Origin of the sequence: Flavobacterium sp. 140616W15 (assembly GCF_003668995.1) — a bacterium.
Lineage (GTDB): Bacteria > Bacteroidota > Bacteroidia > Flavobacteriales > Flavobacteriaceae > Flavobacterium.
Window position 1 is genome coordinate 1,195,002 of record NZ_CP033068.1, and the last position, 12,851, is coordinate 1,207,852.

General features: G+C 30.9%; 16 protein-coding genes. 7 read left to right on the plus strand and 9 right to left on the minus strand.

Going from position 1 to position 12,851, the window contains the following annotated elements; all coding sequences use genetic code 11:
* Nucleotides 1-27: 27 nt before the first annotated feature.
* The 7 genes from arsB to EAG11_RS05185 all read right to left on the minus strand — a co-directional run bounded on the left by arsB (nt 28) and on the right by EAG11_RS05185 (nt 4,550).
* Nucleotides 28-1,101, minus strand: coding sequence for an ACR3 family arsenite efflux transporter (gene arsB / locus EAG11_RS05155; protein ID WP_129538211.1), 1,074 nt, complete (start codon nt 1,099-1,101; stop codon nt 28-30).
* A 1-nt stretch (nt 1,102) separates the two neighbouring features.
* Nucleotides 1,103-1,723: a protein-tyrosine-phosphatase gene (locus EAG11_RS05160; RefSeq protein ID WP_129538212.1), complete on the minus strand. Its 621-nt coding sequence runs from the start codon at nt 1,721-1,723 to the stop codon at nt 1,103-1,105.
* A 19-nt stretch (nt 1,724-1,742) separates the two neighbouring features.
* Nucleotides 1,743-2,228 (minus strand): DUF6428 family protein, encoded by a 486-nt coding sequence (locus EAG11_RS05165; protein ID WP_129538213.1) that lies wholly within the window; start codon nt 2,226-2,228, stop codon nt 1,743-1,745.
* 18 nt (nt 2,229-2,246) lie between these two features.
* Entirely contained in the window at nt 2,247-2,579 is a 333-nt protein-coding gene (locus tag EAG11_RS05170) for a helix-turn-helix transcriptional regulator (RefSeq protein ID WP_129538214.1), read from the minus strand.
* A 163-nt stretch (nt 2,580-2,742) separates the two neighbouring features.
* A complete protein-coding gene (locus EAG11_RS05175) occupies nt 2,743-3,129 on the minus strand; it encodes a DoxX family protein (RefSeq protein ID WP_129538215.1) in 387 nt (128 codons plus the stop codon).
* A gap of 102 nt (nt 3,130-3,231) precedes the next feature.
* Complete coding sequence (locus EAG11_RS05180; protein ID WP_129538216.1) at nt 3,232-4,020, minus strand: anti-sigma factor domain-containing protein; 789 nt, start codon at nt 4,018-4,020, stop codon at nt 3,232-3,234.
* Nucleotides 4,020-4,550, minus strand: a complete 531-nt coding sequence (locus EAG11_RS05185) for an RNA polymerase sigma factor (RefSeq protein ID WP_129538217.1) — start codon at nt 4,548-4,550, stop codon at nt 4,020-4,022. Before EAG11_RS05185 ends, EAG11_RS05180 begins: the two co-directional genes overlap by 1 nt.
* A gap of 569 nt (nt 4,551-5,119) precedes the next feature.
* On the opposite strand from EAG11_RS05185, the gene EAG11_RS05190 reads away from it, so the two are divergent.
* The 5 genes from EAG11_RS05190 (at nt 5,120) to EAG11_RS05210 (ending at nt 8,645) form a co-directional block, all read left to right on the plus strand.
* Nucleotides 5,120-5,707 (plus strand): glutathione peroxidase, encoded by a 588-nt coding sequence (locus EAG11_RS05190; RefSeq protein ID WP_129538218.1) that lies wholly within the window; start codon nt 5,120-5,122, stop codon nt 5,705-5,707.
* A 375-nt stretch (nt 5,708-6,082) separates the two neighbouring features.
* A complete protein-coding gene (locus EAG11_RS05195; RefSeq protein WP_129538219.1) occupies nt 6,083-6,487 on the plus strand; it encodes a hypothetical protein in 405 nt (134 codons plus the stop codon).
* Between the two features lie 190 nt (nt 6,488-6,677).
* Nucleotides 6,678-7,064 carry an AraC family transcriptional regulator gene (locus tag EAG11_RS05200; protein WP_129538220.1) on the plus strand — a complete coding sequence of 129 codons (387 nt, stop codon included), beginning with the start codon at nt 6,678-6,680 and terminating at the stop codon, nt 7,062-7,064.
* Complete coding sequence (locus tag EAG11_RS05205; RefSeq protein ID WP_129538221.1) at nt 7,064-8,068, plus strand: helix-turn-helix domain-containing protein; 1,005 nt, start codon at nt 7,064-7,066, stop codon at nt 8,066-8,068. The genes EAG11_RS05200 and EAG11_RS05205 overlap by 1 nt, the downstream gene beginning before the upstream one ends.
* 208 nt (nt 8,069-8,276) lie before the next feature.
* Nucleotides 8,277-8,645, plus strand: a complete 369-nt coding sequence (locus tag EAG11_RS05210) for a hypothetical protein (protein WP_129538222.1) — start codon at nt 8,277-8,279, stop codon at nt 8,643-8,645.
* Nucleotides 8,646-8,670: 25 nt separating this feature from the next.
* Here EAG11_RS05210 and EAG11_RS05215 read toward each other — a convergent pair whose 3' ends face one another.
* Both EAG11_RS05215 and EAG11_RS05220 read right to left on the minus strand, forming a co-directional pair.
* Nucleotides 8,671-9,168: a GNAT family N-acetyltransferase gene (locus tag EAG11_RS05215; RefSeq protein WP_129538223.1), complete on the minus strand. Its 498-nt coding sequence runs from the start codon at nt 9,166-9,168 to the stop codon at nt 8,671-8,673.
* A gap of 23 nt (nt 9,169-9,191) precedes the next feature.
* Entirely contained in the window at nt 9,192-10,361 is a 1,170-nt protein-coding gene (locus EAG11_RS05220) for a thioredoxin family protein (RefSeq protein WP_129538224.1), read from the minus strand.
* Nucleotides 10,362-10,494: 133 nt separating this feature from the next.
* On the opposite strand from EAG11_RS05220, the gene menD reads away from it, so the two are divergent.
* Complete coding sequence (gene menD / locus EAG11_RS05225) at nt 10,495-12,156, plus strand: 2-succinyl-5-enolpyruvyl-6-hydroxy-3-cyclohexene-1-carboxylic-acid synthase (protein WP_129541034.1); 1,662 nt, start codon at nt 10,495-10,497, stop codon at nt 12,154-12,156.
* Nucleotides 12,157-12,250: 94 nt separating this feature from the next.
* A complete protein-coding gene (locus tag EAG11_RS05230) occupies nt 12,251-12,592 on the plus strand; it encodes a DUF2853 family protein (RefSeq protein ID WP_129538225.1) in 342 nt (113 codons plus the stop codon).
* The last annotated feature ends 259 nt before the right edge of the window (nt 12,593-12,851 follow it).

The window sequence follows — 12,851 nt, forward strand, 5'->3', positions numbered from 1 at the left end:
AGCACCTTAAAAGATGCCTTTGTTACTTTAAATCTCTGAGTTTTTAAAAGAAACTTTTTTAAACCAAAAGGCAACATTAACCAAAGCAATTAAGGCAGGGACTTCAACAAGAGGTCCGATTACGCCAGCAAAAGCCTGTCCACTATTAATACCGAAAACACCAATGGCGACAGCAATTGCAAGTTCAAAATTGTTTCCAGTAGCAGTAAATGCAATTGCAGTAGCTTTAGAATAGTCAGCACCAAAATACTTGCCAGTAAAAAAGCTAAATACAAACATTATTACAAAATAAAGAATCAGAGGAATAGCAATTCGTATTACATCCATAGGAATTTGCACAATTAATTCTCCTTTTAGGCTGAACATGATTAAGATGGTAAACAATAATGCAATTAGTGTGATAGGTGAAATTCGAGGCACATATTTATTCTCAAACCAAGTGATACCTTTTAGTTTAATAAGAATATAACGGCTACCAATACCAAGTGCAAAAGGAATCCCTAAATAAATACCAACACTTTCTGCAATTTGACCAATGGAGATATTTACATTAAAACCCGTATATCCAAAATAAGGAGGTAAAACAGTGATAAAAAACCAAGCATAAACGCTATAAAGTAAAACCTGAAAAATACTATTTAGTGCAATTAATCCAGCAGCATATTCACGGTTTCCATCAGCAAGATCATTCCATACAACAACCATTGCAATACATCTGGCTAAGCCTATTAAGATTAAGCCAATCATATATTCAGGATAACCATTTAAGAATAATAAAGCCAATCCGAACATTAAAAAAGGGCCAACAATCCAGTTAAGAAATAGAGAGGCACCCAATACTCGGGTATTTTTAAAAACTTCTCCCAAGAGTTCGTATTTAACTTTCGCAAGTGGAGGATACATCATTAATATTAATCCAATTGCAAGCGGAATATTAGTAGTTCCGCGAGAGAAAGAATTAATGAAATCTCCGCTCGATGGAATAAAATAACCAATTGAAACGCCTACAGCCATAGCAAGGAAAATCCAAAGCGTTAAAAAACGGTCAAGAAAACTTAATTTTTTTCTTTCGAAAGTTGGAGCGCAAGTATTTGCAGACATATTATTTGTTTATTTGTGAGAAAACATAAAACATTTCGGTAGCAATTTGTACACTGCGTTCTTGATATTTCTCAAATTGTTGAGGTGTATTATCAAATGCTTTCGGATCATCGTAAGTAATCGGAATGCGTTTTTCAGCACCAGCAATAAATGGGCATCCCACATCGGCTTGCGAACACGTCATTATAGCTGCAAATTTGCTTTCGGGATTAAAATTAGCATCATAGGTTTTAGAAAACCCAATAATAGGTTGTTCGTTAGGCGCAAATTTTATCGAATAAATAGGGTTTTGACCTTCGGAAATAGTTTCGATTTTAAAACCCGATTCTTTCAGCGTTTTAGTAACCACAGAAAATAAAGTAGTCGCTTCCGTTCCTCCCGAATAACAAGAAGTGTTTTTTATGCCAAAATGCGCAGCTGCAGCTTGTGCCCAAATTTGTGCCAGATGACTTCTTCTCGAATTATGGGTACAAATAAAATTAAGCCTAATTTCTTGTAGCGTATTCACTCTATTTTGTATAAAAACTACCAAAGGAAGCAAAATACTTTTACGCTCAGGAGGAATATTTTTAAAATCAAAAGAACCAATTGTGTTTTCGATTTCGGGAAAGAGTGTGCGCATATTTAAGATATTTAAAAAATTAGCAACAGCCTCCGCCCGGAGTACAAGAGTTAGATTGATTTGATATATCCGAAAGATTTACTTTTTGTTTTTCCGATGGAATTCCACATTGATCCATAGCAAGGCAAGCCGTTTGTTTATTTAATAAAAGAAAATCTTTACCGTTAAAGTCTAAATCGTATTTGCCGATAGTAGTATCTTGATATTCGACTTCAATTTCAAAATCTTCCATTCCGATAGCTGTCGGAATCAAAACCTTTTCTGAAAGTTCGATAATATGAACCAGTTTTTGAGGTTTTAATCTATGCTCGTAATCATTAGCATCCCAAAGCTGAAAGTTTACAACTGTTTCTTTACGTACCGTTCCTCCACAATCTATAAAATTCTTGGTTATCAAACCAACTTCGGTAACGTGAAAATACTCGGGTACATAATTCCCATTTGGAAGCTGAAAATTAATAGCTTCAACAGTTTTTAAAATGTTTTTAATTTCTGAAAGTTTCATAGTTTTTATTTTTAATATTTAACAGCATTCATTATTTCTTTTCTCCAAATGTGCTGTAACATGTTGGAAAAAGACCTTGATTTTTTCAAATCCAGATTCGTTAATACAATAGCAAATTGCGTTTCCCTCGATACTTCCTTTTATCAAATTAGCGTTTTTAAGCTCTTTGAGATGTTGAGAAATGGTAGGCTGGGAAAGTGGTAATTCGTTTACAATATCACCGCAAATGCATGCATTTACCTTTAATAAATATTCTATAATGGCAATTCTTGCAGGATGTCCTAGTGCTTTTGCCAGAATAGCCAGTTCGTTTTGATTGTCAGTAAAGAAATCTGTTTTAGTAGCTCCCATGATTGTATTTTTATATTGCAATATTACGATATAGATTTTTATAAAAAAAGAATTTTATATTTTTTTTAAGTTACTAAGGTTTTCTTAAAGGTTCTGAGGCACTAAGTTACAAAGTTCTGATACCTATCGGAACTTTGCCTCTTTGTACCTTAAGAAGAAGCCTTTATTTCTCAGAACCTTTAATGATCCCATTTGGAAACATAATTGCTAATAATACGCAAATCAATAAAAAGTTATATTCCATTCCGTTTCTGCCACCACCTACAACAAACCAGCCTTCTTGAAAATGAACTAAAATAATTCCCATAATAAGTACTAGAATAGTAATAATTGCAGCAAAGTTGATGTACTTATTAGCAAGCAGAAGAACAGCTGCAACAATATGTGATAGCTTTATCGACCAGGCGAGGAATACACCAAGAGGAGCGAACCCAATTTGGTTTAAATAGAGGTTTCCAAAATCATTAATGCCATTATCAAATATTCCAAAAACACTGTGAGTAAGTAGAATAATAGCTACGGCAATTCTTAAAATTAAAGTACTGTTCATAAATTGAATTGGTTTAGTATTGGTTGAATGGAATTTTAAAATAATAAAAAACGCATATTAATTTATTTAAATATGCGTTTTAATTTTGTGATAGGTTATTTTTTATACCTTTCCTAAAGTGTACAATTGATCCATTGTAGGACTTGGGCTTCCGCCTTCAGGTTCAAGAGTAATTCCAAAAGCTTCAGCATAGCCAGTATCTTCTACTTTGAATAACTTTTGACTATTAGAATCAAAATCACTTAATAAACCAATGCTTGTAGGTGTAAGTACTGGACTAAGTTTAAGTGCCCATACCTGATATACTTTTCCTTTTGGAGGTTTTGGTAAACCAGCAGCATCAATATAGGTTACTTTGGTATCTTTATTCCAATAGGCTTTAGCATATGATTGAGGTGCTACAGCTTGTCCACCTAGGGTAACTCCAGTGTTTTTTATGTCTCTTACAATGGCCAAGCTTTGCGCAGTAACTTTATTTTCTTGGTCTAAAAGTGCATAATCATTTTTCAATTTGTCTTTTTCACTCCCAACAATCGCTATTGCTTGCTTGGTTTGAGTGAGTTGTACATACTGGTAAGCAAAACCTAATAAGAAGAGTACAGCAGCGGCCCAACCTACATATTGTGACCAAGTAGAAGCTGGCTTCATATCGACAACTTTACCATGTTTAAGTTCTAGTTTCGCTTTAATTTTTTCAAAATTAGCTACCGAATGAAAAGGTGAAAAGCTTGAAGACAGTGCTACAATTGCTTTTTCGATGGCTATAATTTCATTGTTAATTTCAACATGTTTTTTTGCCATAGCAGCTACTTCCATACTTTCAGATTCGCTAAGTAATCCATAAACATAAAGCTCTAAAATACCGGATTCTATATATTCTTTTGTTTCCATTATAATTTCAAATAAATTCGTAAGTCATTAATACAGTTTCTGTTTTGCGTTTTTATAGTTCCTAAAGGTATCGCCAACTCTTCTGAAGCTTCTTGTTGGGTATATCCTTTAAAGAATAATAAATCAATTATCGCAATACATTTTGGTTTGAGTTTTTTTACAAACTCATGAATTCCAATAGTATCGATTTTGTTGACGAGTTTATTACTGTCGTCTAATAGATGTACGAAATTATCTGATGAAAGGTTTTTTTGACTGTTATTAAAGTTTTTAGAACGAAGTTTGTCAATAGACGAATTTCGAGCAATATTAAGGATCCAAGTATAAAATCGACCTTTGCTTTCGTGGTAAGTATCGATGTTTTTCCAGATTTTCACAAATACTTCCTGAAGTACATCTTCAGCTTCTTCTCTGTTTTTTATAAGAACATTGATAACGGCAAATAAACTTTTAGAATACATATCGTATAGATAGGTAAAAGCTTTTTCGTCTTTCTTATAAATTAATACCAATAATTCGTCTTGACTCATATTTTGTAGATTTAGGGTGAACAAATTTGTCTTTTTTATTTTAAAAAACTATAAATATTGTTAAAGCTGGTATAAATATAATTTAAAAAATTAAAGAAATAGTAATTTATTTATAACCATAATACTTTTATAAGTATATAAAGTATAATATATTAACTTTTTTTATGTTTTTTAAAACCATGCGTAAACTAATCTCGTATATGTACATTATGATAGTCTGAATGGGGGATAATTTAGACTTGAATAATTGATTGAATAGGGAGATAGGTTTCCATTCTAATGAGATTTTAGAACAATAAAGGCAAATATGGGGGATAATATTTAGCCTGCTTCTAGAGGTAAAAGATGAAGGAACGAATTTGGAAGCCTCTTTCCTAATTTATAAATTTAATAAAAGTATTATGTTTAAAATTACTTTTTAGAAGAGAGAATTTAATTTGTTTGTTAAGGAAGCCTGATGTTTATATGCATCAGGCTTCTTTTTAAATTAACAATTGTTCAATCATAAAATAAAGTGAAGAACGAAATCAGGTAAATCAAATTTGATTAATTTTATAAAAAATTTAATTATGAAAAGATTATTGTTTCTATTCTGCGGTGCTATGATTTTGTTTAGCTGTCAGAATCAAGCGCAAACAAAGAAAAATAAAAACAACAAAAACGAAAAGGTTATGGAAAAACAAACCATTTATCAGTTTAAAGTAGAGGATCTATCGGGGAACCCATTTGATTTTGCTTCTTTAAAAGGGAAAAAGATAATGATTGTAAATACAGCTTCAAAATGTGGATTAACACCACAATACAAAGATTTAGAAGCTATTTACAAAGAATATAAAGATAAAGGTTTTGTAATTGTTGGGTTTCCTGCAAATAATTTTGCATCACAAGAACCAGGAACAAATGAAGAGATTGGTGCTTTTTGTCAGCAAAACTATGGTGTAACTTTTCCTATGATGGACAAAATCTCAGTAAAAGGGGATGATATGAACGAAGTATATCAATTTTTGACTCAAAAATCTAAAAATGGATTGCAAGACTCAGAAGTAGAGTGGAACTTCCAGAAATATCTAATTAATGAAAAAGGAGAATTGGTAAAAGTAATTCATCCTAAAACGGTACCAACAGATCCAGAGATAATCAATTGGATTAAAAGTTAATTCATCAAAAAAACAAATTCAAAAGCGATTTTCAGGATATTGGAAATCGCTTTTTTTATTAATAAAATACCTTCTGAAACATAACCTGTATTAGTATATTCATTTTTTGTAATACGTATATAGATAATTTATACATTTACGAAACATAACTTAATTTATGGCTAATAAAGATTTGTTATGTGTTTAAGAAATGTCTTAATCTGATATTTTTTTAACGTATTAAACCATAAATATTGTTTCATTTTGCACTCTAAAATTTTCTAGAGAATAAAAGCAAAAAACAATACTACTACCATTAATTGAACAGTTTTTTTGATTACTTTAATACATGATAATTTTGTTTTGTATTATGTAAAAAGCTTGTAAACAATATTTATGAAAAAAATTATACATCATTATGGAGTGGAGTTAGATTGGGTAGAACCTCTAGCGATACAATTGGAAGGAAGAGTTGATAGTAATTTTATCATAGTTCCAGATTATATTCATACAGGAGAAAGGTATTTCTTGAGTTGTGACTTTGGAATTTCAGTACTTTATATAGATGTTTTATACCATTCAGAAATTCACTTCAGACAAGAAAACAAAACAGATGACTTTATAGGGATGTATTATAATCTTACTGAAGGAGAGGCTGTTTTATTATTAGGCGATGGAGAGAATCCAATTGGTAGATGGAATTATAATTTAGTTATTATTGATAGTACATTAAGTTCTGATTATATTGTTAAACCAGGAAGTAAGACATTTGCCCTAAATATTTTTATTAAAAAGAAGTAATAAAAGGATATTTAGAAAATAACCCATCAATAAAAATGCATGCGGAAGAAATTTTAGATTCTAAATTAAATACGATCGTCAAATTTACCAGAATGAGTAATGAAAGTTATAATCTTCTGATGAATTTGCGCTCTCAAAGTTAGAAGGGGAGTCTTTTGCTCTTCATCTTAAAGGAGTTGTACAAAATCTTTTGGCTGAATATATTGAAAAGATGGTCCTTGATGAAATTGTAGTTGATAGAGTTAATGAAAAAGATTTAGAAGGAATTATAAAATCTCAAGCCTATTTAATTGAAAATTTAAATCAGATTTTTCCAAGTATTGTTTTTTTAGCGCAAGAGGCAAATATGTCAGAGACTAAATATAAAAAATTATTTAAAAAGATTACCGGAATGACTCCAAATTCTTTTTTTCTTAATAATAAACTTATTGAAGCTAAACGTCTTTTGATAGAGAAACAGTTGACGATTACCCAAGTTTCGAACGAATTAAATTTTACTAACAATTCCTATTTTACAGCAAAATTTAGAGATTTTTATGGGATGTCACCAAAAGAGTTTATTAAACAATTACAGTAATGATAGAAATTAGTCACACATATACTTTAACATCTGTATGGCAAAAAGAACTTGCAAAACAACTTATTGAGAGGTTAGGAGCAGCGCTAATTGAAGATAAGTTTTTACAGATGCCTAAAGATGTTGCTGATGGCGGTTTTTATTATACAGAAGTTATGCCTGGGCTTTCGGTTGTAATTTGGGATTTAATATTTAAAGAACCCATTCTGATAAAAAGAATCAAATCAGAAGATGACTTATATATAATTCATTATGATTTTAGTGATAAAATGAATTTGATTCATGTTCAGGGGATAAAGCATAAAATTGGATATAAAGCTAATTTAGGTTTGGGTGTGTTTGACAACGCTATTGATAATGTTTTTCAGCCTGTTGTAGGAGAACGGGTTTTTGCTATGCGATTATTGGTAGCCAAAGACTTATTGAAATTTACAGTTGCAAATGGCGTTATAAGAGATTCAAATAAGCGTAAAATAAAAAGTGGAAAAAATACGCTTTTCTTTTATGATCATATTGATAGTAAAAGCAAGGTTATTATGCATGCTATAAAAAATAAGTCTTTCCTAGATCCAGCTTTCGAAATATATTTGCGGGGAGTTGCACTTAGGCTATTGGCAACATTTATTGATCGTTATTCAAATCCATTACCCATGCTTCATTATGTGCCAGAAAAAGAAGCTGAAGTTTTAAATACTACAAAAGATTATTTATTAGAAAATCTATATAAAGGATTTCCTGGAATCGAATTTTTAGCTGATATGGCAGGAATGTCAGTCTCAAAATATATGTCTTTGTTCAAAAAAATGTTTATTAGTACTCCAAATCATTTCTTTTTAAGAGAAAAAATGATTCTTGCCAATGAACTGCTTAAAAGCGGAAAGTTTGATTCATTGATAGATATTTCACATGAATTAAATTATGACAAATTAAGTTATTTTACTTCAATGTATTTTCAGCAATTCGGAAGAAAACCTTCTGATGATTTCATTAAGGCTACTTTTTAAATTGTATTATGCTAATGAATAATTCGTATTTATTTTGATTTTTTCCGACTGTTGTTTGTTGAAAAATCACTTAACGGTTGAAATATGTCTTAATTTGTTGTTTTTTAAACATATTCTCCTAAAAGAAATCGGTTATTTTGTATCTTTTCTAAAAGGGAATAAAGAGCAAGTGGATTAATTGCAAAATGGGGAATAGTAAGTAAATAAAATGGAGACAAAAGAGGTATTAGTATATGATAATCAACATGGTTTTTCCAGATTTTTGAAAAAGCAATTTGGAAAAGATATTAATTTTAAAGTCTATAAAAAATTTAGTTCAGAAGATAATTTTGACAATATACAAGAGGAATATTCGTTTATTTTTTTCATTGTTTATTCAGGAGAGGACTTATTTGACTTTATTAAATTGCAAAGAAAAGGGGTGCCTATTGTAGTCTGTAGTTTTAATAAAGAAGTATTGTACAAGTTTAAAAATATTGATGATATTAGTTTATTGGATATTTCTGCTTCACGAGAAGAATTAATAAATAACTTTCAAATGGCACTTCATACTTATTCAGACGCTTACATTAATTAGGCACCGTATTATTAAATGTAAATTTTTATTTAAGTATTAACTGCATGAAAATCAGATCAAGCCAATGATCAAATTTGTAACCTACTTCACGGATAGTTCCAGTTGCTACAAAACCAAATTTTTCATGAAACTTAATGCTTCCGGCATTATCAGCGTCAATTGCACCAATCATAACATGATAATTTTGCTCTTTGGCTAGGCGAATTAATTCAGTCAATAATTTAGAGCCAATACCTTTCCCAATTATATTATCAGTTACATAAACAGAATGCTCTATAGTGTATTGATATCCAATTTTTTCTCTAAACGGACCATAACTGCCAAAACCAATAACTTCACCATCCAGCTCAGCAACAATAACAGGTAAGTTTTTAGAGTTTTTATCTTCAAACCATTTTTTCTGAACTTCGATCGTCTGAGTTTCGTAGCTGTAATTTGCAGTGGTATGTAAAATAGAATAGTTAACAATATCAAGGATTTTTACTAAATCCTGAGAAGTTGCTGGTCGAATTGTAACAGACATATTGAGTTGTATTATTTGTAGTTTTATTTAAGTTCGGCAAATAAAGCATCAGCATCTTTCGAGTCCCAATCCATTTCTTTGCAAATAGCTTTAGCCTTTTTAGCATAAACTAAAGCTGATTTTTTGTCTTTAACTTTAATATAAAGACGCGCTAATAATAAATTACCATCGTAAGCATCATTTAGTTCTAATGAACGTTTTACCCATTCGATAGATTTTTTAAGGCTTTCAGTATCAGTGATGTTTTTTAGGTAAACTTGTCCAATTTCTTTAAGAGTATTTGGACTATTCCATACATATTTTTGAGTTCCATCTAAAGCAGTTTTGTTATAATACTTCCAATTGGTACTTCTTTCAGCAATTGTTAAATCATAAGAGAAAATAAGAGAATCAGTTTTTTGAAGACGAATCGTTTTGGCAATTTCTCTTTGTTTGTAATAGTTAATGGTATCAAGACTTTCAGTATAAGGACGAAGCAATTCAGTTACAATATTAATTATCTTTTTCTCTACACGATCAGGAGAAACAACATTTCCAAATTCCTTTTGATGTTGCAATACATATTGAAATTCATGCGATTTGATATCACTTACGCCATTAGCAATAATACGCCAGTTCATTTCAGTAAGTAATTGAGCATCCGATTGTGTGGCAAGATAGGTATGAGTGGCTTTGGATAAATCGACTCTTTCACGACCTTTTCTCAATGTAGTCAAGTATGCCAAACATTTATTAGGATTACTTGGGTCAGCCATGAATACAGACTCCAAATAAGGCAATTGCATTTTAGGATTTAAAGCGTTTTTGATTTCGTTTAAGAATGCAGCAGTTTTTATTTCGCCTTTCAAATTATATAAAACAGTTTCATTAGAATCAACAATTAAAAAACTAGGTAATGATTTAGTGTCAAACTTAGTTTTTAAAGCAAGACCTTCTTCTTTATCAATATCTTTCCAAACACAAATGTAATTGTCTTTTAAAAAAGTCATTACTGTAGCATCTTTTAAAGTACCATTCTTCATAGCATTGCAATGCGGGCACCAATTAGCATAAAGCATAATAAATACAGGTTTGCTTTCTTGTTTCGCCTTTACTAAAGCATCTTTGTATGAAATGTCATCATGAATGAATTGATTTTGAGCATTTCCTGTATGTATAAAAAGTAGGAGTAACGATAGATAAATAAAGCGCATAATTCTTCAGTTTTATTAAAGACAATTTTTACAAATATATTTCCTTTTTCTATAAGTAGATGGTAATATATTGTTATTTATACCCTAAATCATGTCTGAACTCATTAACTTTGTGTTTTATAATTTCGAAAAAATGATTTACCCCAAAATACCACTTGCACAGAGTATCATTCAAATTTGTTTAGAAAAAGGAATCACCAATATAATTATATCTCCCGGGTCGCGAAATGCGCCTTTAACCATAGGATTTGTTAGTAACCCAGCCTTTCAGTGCTATAGTATTGCAGACGAAAGGTGTGCTGCATTTTTTGCATTAGGAATTGCTCAGCAAACCCATCAACCAACAGCTTTGGTTTGTACTTCTGGCTCAGCATTGCTAAATTATTATCCCGCTTTTGCAGAAGCATTTTATAGCCAGATACCGTTAATTGTAATCTCAGCAGATCGTCCGCAAAGTAAAATAGATATAGGTGATGGGCAAACCATTCGACAAGAAAATGTATATAGCAATCACTCCTTGTATAATGCTAATTTGCATGAAGATGTCTCGCCAGAAAATGATAAGAAAATCAACGAAGCAATAGATACAGCTAGAATACAAAAAGGGCCAGTACATATTAATGCACCATTCGAAGAACCGCTATACGAAACAGTTTCAGAACTTACTGTTAGCCCAATAATAGACACTTACGTAAAAGAAAACCAGTCAGAAGCAATAGTAGATATAGCTAATATGGTTGCTGATTGGAATAAATCGACTCGTAAGATGGTACTTGTAGGAGTAAATGAGCCACATACTATTAATCAAAAAATAATTGAAAGATTAGCCAATGATGAATCAGTAGTTGTTTTAACCGAAACAACATCTAACTTGCATCATCCGAGTTTTGTAAATAGTATCGATACTTTAATTACGCCGTTTACACCAGCAGATTTTGAAGATTTCCAACCAGAAATTTTAATCACTTTTGGAGGAATGATAGTTTCTAAACGCATCAAAGCATTTCTACGAAAGTACAAACCAAAGCAACATTGGCATATAGATACGTTAAGAGCGTATGATACATTTGGAGCTTCACCAAATCATATAAAAACAAATCCAAATGATTTCTTCGAAGCATTTTTGCCTCAAACGGAATCTATTGAAAGTGATTACTTTTCAAAAATTGAAAAAATAAATGATTTAAGAAAAGTAAGAGCACAGGAATATTTAGGAAAGATTCCATTTTCAGATTTTAAGGTCTTCGAAAAAGTAATTGAATCATTGCCAAAAAACAGTCAATTACAAATAAGTAATAGTTCGGCTATTCGATATGCACAATTAATCGACATAGACTCATCGATAGATGTTTTCTGTAATCGTGGTACGAGTGGTATCGATGGTAGTACATCAACAGCTATAGGAGCCGCAGTAGGCAATCCTAAGCCAGCAGTTTTTATTACAGGAGACATTAGTTTCTTGTATGATAGTAATGCTTTATGGAATAGTTATATTCCGAATGATTTTAAAATTATAATCGTAAACAATGGGGGAGGAGGAATCTTCCGTATTTTGCCAGGACATCAGGAGCAACCAGTGTTTAATACCTTTTTTGAAACATCACATCATTTAACGGCCGAGTATATGGCAAGAATGTTTAAAATGACTTATATAAAGGCTGATGATGAAAATGCATTACAATTGGGATTAAAATCATTGTACAATACAAACGGAGCACCAGCAATTCTAGAAATTTTCACGCCAACATTTGAAAACGACAAAATATTGCTTCAGTTTTTTAAAGAATTATTGTAAACTTATTTTTGTCTTAAATAAACACGATATATAGAATAAAAGCTTAAATTTGAGAGTATAAACCAATTATTAATCAACTATTAAATTTTTATTTATGAGTGCAAGAGACGAATTAATTGTAAAGTATGCTGCTGATTTAAAAGACAAGTGTGGTGTAACTCCAGATATGGATTTATTGACAAAAGTAACTATTGGTTGTGGTCCGTCAATATATAATGCAGATGCAGCAACGGTTGCAGGAACGCAAAAATCGGAATTGGATACCGTAAAGAATAATTTTTTAATCAAGAAATTAGGCTTGCCAGATACACCAGCTTTAGATGCTGGAATCGATGCTGTATTAGAACAATACGGACGCTCAAACAAGAATAAATATAGAGCAGTTGTGTACTATTTATTAACGAAACACTTTAAAAAAGAAAGTGTTTACAAATAGTATCTCATTATAAAATAATAAAAGCGCCCAAAAGGCGCTTTTTTAATGAAAATTAATTGAGGTCTATTGCAACAACTCCAGAATCATCATCGTTTGCTTCAGGATCGTTATTATTTGTTTGAGATTGTATAAAAGGGGAAAGAAATAGTAATGTAAAGATATAAATAAGAGATTATCGTTTGATTTATTTGTAGTTTATTGATATAATCTCAAATTTAATTAAAAAATAAAACGATTAGAAAACTTAACATAAAGAATC

What these genes read in the sequence shown, in the direction of transcription:
- arsB (WP_129538211.1), bottom strand. Translation starts at nt 1,101, where the DNA reads ATGTCTGCAAATACTTGCGCTCCAACTTTCGAAAGAAAAAAATTAAGT.
- EAG11_RS05160 (WP_129538212.1), bottom strand. Translation starts at nt 1,723, where the DNA reads ATGCGCACACTCTTTCCCGAAATCGAAAACACAATTGGTTCTTTTGAT.
- EAG11_RS05165 (WP_129538213.1), bottom strand. Translation starts at nt 2,228, where the DNA reads ATGAAACTTTCAGAAATTAAAAACATTTTAAAAACTGTTGAAGCTATT.
- EAG11_RS05170 (WP_129538214.1), bottom strand. Translation starts at nt 2,579, where the DNA reads ATGGGAGCTACTAAAACAGATTTCTTTACTGACAATCAAAACGAACTG.
- EAG11_RS05175 (WP_129538215.1), bottom strand. Translation starts at nt 3,129, where the DNA reads ATGAACAGTACTTTAATTTTAAGAATTGCCGTAGCTATTATTCTACTT.
- EAG11_RS05180 (WP_129538216.1), bottom strand. Translation starts at nt 4,020, where the DNA reads ATGGAAACAAAAGAATATATAGAATCCGGTATTTTAGAGCTTTATGTT.
- EAG11_RS05185 (WP_129538217.1), bottom strand. Translation starts at nt 4,550, where the DNA reads ATGAGTCAAGACGAATTATTGGTATTAATTTATAAGAAAGACGAAAAA.
- EAG11_RS05190 (WP_129538218.1), top strand. Translation starts at nt 5,120, where the DNA reads ATGAAAAGATTATTGTTTCTATTCTGCGGTGCTATGATTTTGTTTAGC.
- EAG11_RS05195 (WP_129538219.1), top strand. Translation starts at nt 6,083, where the DNA reads ATGAAAAAAATTATACATCATTATGGAGTGGAGTTAGATTGGGTAGAA.
- EAG11_RS05205 (WP_129538221.1), top strand. Translation starts at nt 7,064, where the DNA reads ATGATAGAAATTAGTCACACATATACTTTAACATCTGTATGGCAAAAA.
- EAG11_RS05210 (WP_129538222.1), top strand. Translation starts at nt 8,277, where the DNA reads ATGGAGACAAAAGAGGTATTAGTATATGATAATCAACATGGTTTTTCC.
- EAG11_RS05215 (WP_129538223.1), bottom strand. Translation starts at nt 9,168, where the DNA reads ATGTCTGTTACAATTCGACCAGCAACTTCTCAGGATTTAGTAAAAATC.
- EAG11_RS05220 (WP_129538224.1), bottom strand. Translation starts at nt 10,361, where the DNA reads ATGCGCTTTATTTATCTATCGTTACTCCTACTTTTTATACATACAGGA.
- menD (WP_129541034.1), top strand. Translation starts at nt 10,495, where the DNA reads ATGATTTACCCCAAAATACCACTTGCACAGAGTATCATTCAAATTTGT.
- EAG11_RS05230 (WP_129538225.1), top strand. Translation starts at nt 12,251, where the DNA reads ATGAGTGCAAGAGACGAATTAATTGTAAAGTATGCTGCTGATTTAAAA.